Origin of the sequence: Azospirillum isscasi, assembly GCF_030849505.1 — a bacterium.
In the GTDB taxonomy this organism is placed as follows: Bacteria; Pseudomonadota; Alphaproteobacteria; order Azospirillales; family Azospirillaceae; genus Azospirillum; species Azospirillum isscasi.
Map to the genome: position 1 here is coordinate 1 of NZ_JAUJFI010000279.1, position 3,662 is coordinate 3,662.

5 protein-coding genes are annotated in these 3,662 nt (G+C 71.7%); all 5 read right to left on the reverse strand.

Annotated features, from left to right (window positions below):
* Window positions 1-342: (2Fe-2S)-binding protein (locus QSG27_RS28065; protein WP_306712035.1), on the reverse strand; the 342-nt coding region annotated here is incomplete at its 3' end.
* A 21-nt stretch (window positions 343-363) separates the two neighbouring features.
* Window positions 364-1,482 (reverse strand): ABC transporter substrate-binding protein, encoded by a 1,119-nt coding sequence (locus QSG27_RS28070; protein ID WP_306712037.1) that lies wholly within the window; start codon window positions 1,480-1,482, stop codon window positions 364-366.
* 17 nt (window positions 1,483-1,499) lie between these two features.
* Complete coding sequence (locus QSG27_RS28075) at window positions 1,500-2,216, reverse strand: ABC transporter ATP-binding protein (RefSeq protein WP_306712039.1); 717 nt, start codon at window positions 2,214-2,216, stop codon at window positions 1,500-1,502.
* Between the two features lie 6 nt (window positions 2,217-2,222).
* Window positions 2,223-2,993: an ABC transporter ATP-binding protein gene (locus tag QSG27_RS28080; protein ID WP_306712041.1), complete on the reverse strand. Its 771-nt coding sequence runs from the start codon at window positions 2,991-2,993 to the stop codon at window positions 2,223-2,225.
* On the reverse strand, window positions 2,990-3,662 hold a 673-nt coding region (locus QSG27_RS28085; RefSeq protein ID WP_306712043.1), incomplete at its 5' end, for a branched-chain amino acid ABC transporter permease. The genes QSG27_RS28080 and QSG27_RS28085, both read right to left, overlap by 4 nt.

Here is a 3,662-nt window from a genome sequence, read left to right on the forward strand (position 1 = left end):
GCCGCCGTCGCCGAGCAGCCCCGGCCCGACCTGCCAGCGGACGGACAGGCCGGGCCGCGCCTCCGCCTGGCAGGCGCGGGTGTTGGGCCGCCCGTCGATCACGCAGCGGCATTCCCAGCACACCCCGATGCCGCAGAACAGCCCGCGCAGGGAGCCGTCCTCCGCGGTGCGCCACGCCCGCTCCCCGGCGGCGAGCAGGGCGGCGGCGACGCTCTCCCCCGGCCAGGCCGGGATCGCGCGCTCCCCGAAACGATCCTCGAAGAGGATGGTGAAGCCCTCCCCCTCCCGGACGCCGTGGCGCCGGGAGGGTGTGGCGGCGGCAACCGGTGCGGCCCGATCCATGATGTCGTCCCGGCGTCCGGCTCAGAGCAGGGTGAAGGCGCCGCCCTTCACGGTCAGCACGAAGCCGCCGTAGGAGGGAGTGCGGTTTTCGTTGATGGTCAGCTTGCCGCCGCCGAGCACGGTCGGCAGATCCTTCACCGTCAGCAGCGCCTTGCGGATGGCGGCGCGGTCGTAGGTCGGGCCGGCGACCTTGATGGCGGCGGCGGCGACCTTCAACTGGTTGTAGCCGATGGCCGCGAAGACGTCCGGGGCGATCTTGAACTTGCGCTGGTAGGTCTCGACGAAGGTCCTGTTCAGCGGGCTGGCGCTCTCCAGGAAATAGTCGGCGACGAAGATGGTCCCTTCCACCGCCGCACCGCCGACCTTGAGGAACTGCTGCGAGGCCATGCTGGGCGTGCCGAGGATGCGCACCTTGTCGGACAGGCCTGCCTGCCTGGCCTGGATGATGATGTTGGCGCTGGTTTCCGCGGTGGTGGAGATCAGCAGCGTGTCGATGTCCAGGGCGGCCAGCTTGGTGGCCAGCGCCGTGAAGTCGGTGTCGCCGCCGACGATGGTCTCCTCCGCCACGGTCTTGATGCCCTTGGCCTCGAACAGGTCCTTCACGCCGTTCTTCTGGGCGATGTAGGCGTCGTTGTCGCGGTTGAAGACGTAGGCGACGTTCTTGGGCGCCAGACGGGCGGCGGCCTGTTCGCCCAGCGCCTGCATGATGGTGGCGGGGGTGGCGTTCGATTTGAAGATCCAGCTTCCGACCCGCGACACGTCGGCGGACGCGGTGGAGACGACCGGCACGCCCTGCTCCTGCGCCACCGGCAGGGCGGCGAAGGCTTCGACGCTGGAGGTCGGGCCGAGGATCACCGCGGCCTTGTCGTACTGGGCGAAGCGGGAAACCAGCGTGGTCGCCTGGTTCTTGTCGCTGGCCGTATCCTCGATCAGCAGCTTCAGCTTCACGCTGCCCAGCTCGCCCGAGGCGTTCAGCTCCTCCAGCGCGGTTTCGATGCCGTTGCGGCCCGGGACGGCGGCGAAGGAGAAGATGCCGGTGGAGGCGACGGGCACGCCGATCACCACCTCCTGCGCCTGGGCGGGCTGGAGGATCGCGGCGAGGGCCAGCGACAGGGCGGTGGCGCCGAACAGGGTCTTCATGCGGAAAATCCTCGTCGTTAAAAATCGGGAAGGTCGTCGCCGGGCAGATAATGGCTGGCCACCGCGGGGTCGCGGGCGAGGTCGCCGCTCGGCCCCTGGTGGACGATGCGCCCCTGCTCCAGCACATAGGCGTGGCCGGTGGCGTCGAGCGCGCGGCGGGCGTTCTGCTCCACCAGCAGAATGGTCAGGCCGGAGCGGCGCAGCGTCTCCAGCGCCGCGAAGACCTGCGAGGCCATCAGCGGCGACAGGCCGAGGCTCGGCTCGTCCAGCATCAGCAGGCGCGGGCGGCCCATCAGCGCCCGCCCGATGGCAAGCATCTGCTGCTGTCCGCCGGACAGCGACCCGCCCTCCTGCCGGCGCCGCTCCGCCAGGATGGGGAAGAGGGCGTAAACCTCCTCCAGATCGGCGGTCCCCCGCGTCCCGGCGGCCAGCCGCCCGAGCAGGAGATTCTCCTCCACCGACAGCGGGCCGAGAATCTGGCGCCCCTCCGGCACCTGGAGCAGGCCGCGCCGCGCCACCCTGTGGGCGGGCAGCCCGGCGATGTCCGTCCCGTCGAAGCGGATGCGTCCGGACGACGGCGTCACCACGCCGCTGACGCTGTTGAGGAGCGTGCTCTTGCCCGCACCGTTCGGGCCGATCAGCGCCACCATGGCGCCCGCCGGCACGGTCAGGGTGACGCCGCGCAGGGCGCGGATGCCGTCATAGGCGGTGACGAGATCCTGAATTTCCAGCATGGCCGGTCACGTCCCCAGATAGGCGGCGATCACCGCCGGGTCGCGGCGCACCGCCGCGGGGGTGCCGCTGGCGATCAGCCGACCGCTGTCGATGACGTGGATCTCGGCGCAGAGCGAGAGGACGAAGCGCATGTTGTGCTCGATCAGCAGGACGCCGAGCCCGTCGCGCGCCAGTTCCGCGAAGATGCGGCCCAGCGCGTCGGCCTCCACGTCGTTCATGCCGGCCACCGGCTCGTCCAGCAGCAGAAGGCGCGGCTCCATGGCCAGCGCCCGCATCATCTCGACGCGGCGCTGGTGGCCGTAGGACAGGCTGCCCGCCGGAAGGTCGGCGAAGCCGGCCATGCCGAAGCGCTCCAGGATGGCGGCGGCGCGGCGGCGCAGCTCCCGCCCCTCGGCACGCGCCGAGGGCAAGCCGAGCAGACCGGCGGCAAGGCCGGCGCGCTCGTGCCGGTGGAAGCCGGCGACCACGTTGTCCAGCACGCTCGCCTCCTTCAGCAGGCGGACGGTCTGGAAGGTGCGGGCGATGCCGGCGCGCGCCACCTCCGGCGCCTCGGCCTCGGTGATGTCGCGGTCGCCCAGGCGGATGCGCCCGGCGGTCAGGCGCAGCAGGCCGGTGATCAGGTTCACCACCGTGCTTTTGCCCGCCCCGTTCGGGCCGATCAGCCCGGTGATGCGGCCCGGCTCCACGGTCAGCGACAGGTCGTCCACGGCCACCACGCCGCCGAAGGCGCGGGTCACCCCGTCGAGGACAAGCCCCTCTTGAATTTGTGAGGTCATGCCCGTGCCTCCCCCGCGCGCTGCCTTGCGGCGAGGCGCAGGCGGCGCGCCTGGAGAATGAGGGTGTCCACCACGCCGTGCGGGAGATGGACGATGAACAGCACCATCAGCAGCCCGTTGACGGCGAGGCGGTAGTCGGCCAATGGGCGCGCCAGTTCCGGCAGCGCGGTCAGCACCGCCGCCCCGGCCAACGGCCCCAGAACCGCCGCGCGCCCGCCCAGCACGACGAAGGTCAGCACCGACACGAGAAGCGGGAAGCCGAAATCCTCCGGCACGAGGCTGTAGTTGCGGTGGGCCATCACCCCGCCGCCCAGCCCGGCGACGGCGCCGCTGAGCGCGAAGGCCAGCCGGTGGTACCGGACGACCCGGATGCCGAGCGAGACGGCCACCGTCTCCTCCTGCCGGATGGTGTCGAAGGCGCGCCCAATCCCGCCGCGCGACAGCGCGAAGACGAGGTAGAGCACCAGCGCGAAGACGCCCAGCAAATGCCAGCCCTGAACCAGCCGCGGCAGGCCGTTCATGCCCATCGCCCCGCCGGTCAGCGGCTCCGCGTAGAGGGCCAGCGACAGGACGATCTGCACGAAGGCGAGCGTCGCGATGGCCTGGAACACCCCGCGCAGCCGGGCCAGCGGCAGCGCCAGCAGCCCGTCCGCGGCGGCCCCGGCCAGC

Bases quoted from the DNA above. Each gene is read 5' to 3' on its own strand.
- QSG27_RS28070 (WP_306712037.1), bottom strand. From the start codon at position 1,482: ATGAAGACCCTGTTCGGCGCCACCGCCCTGTCGCTGGCCCTCGCCGCG.
- QSG27_RS28075 (WP_306712039.1), bottom strand. From the start codon at position 2,216: ATGCTGGAAATTCAGGATCTCGTCACCGCCTATGACGGCATCCGCGCC.
- QSG27_RS28080 (WP_306712041.1), bottom strand. From the start codon at position 2,993: ATGACCTCACAAATTCAAGAGGGGCTTGTCCTCGACGGGGTGACCCGC.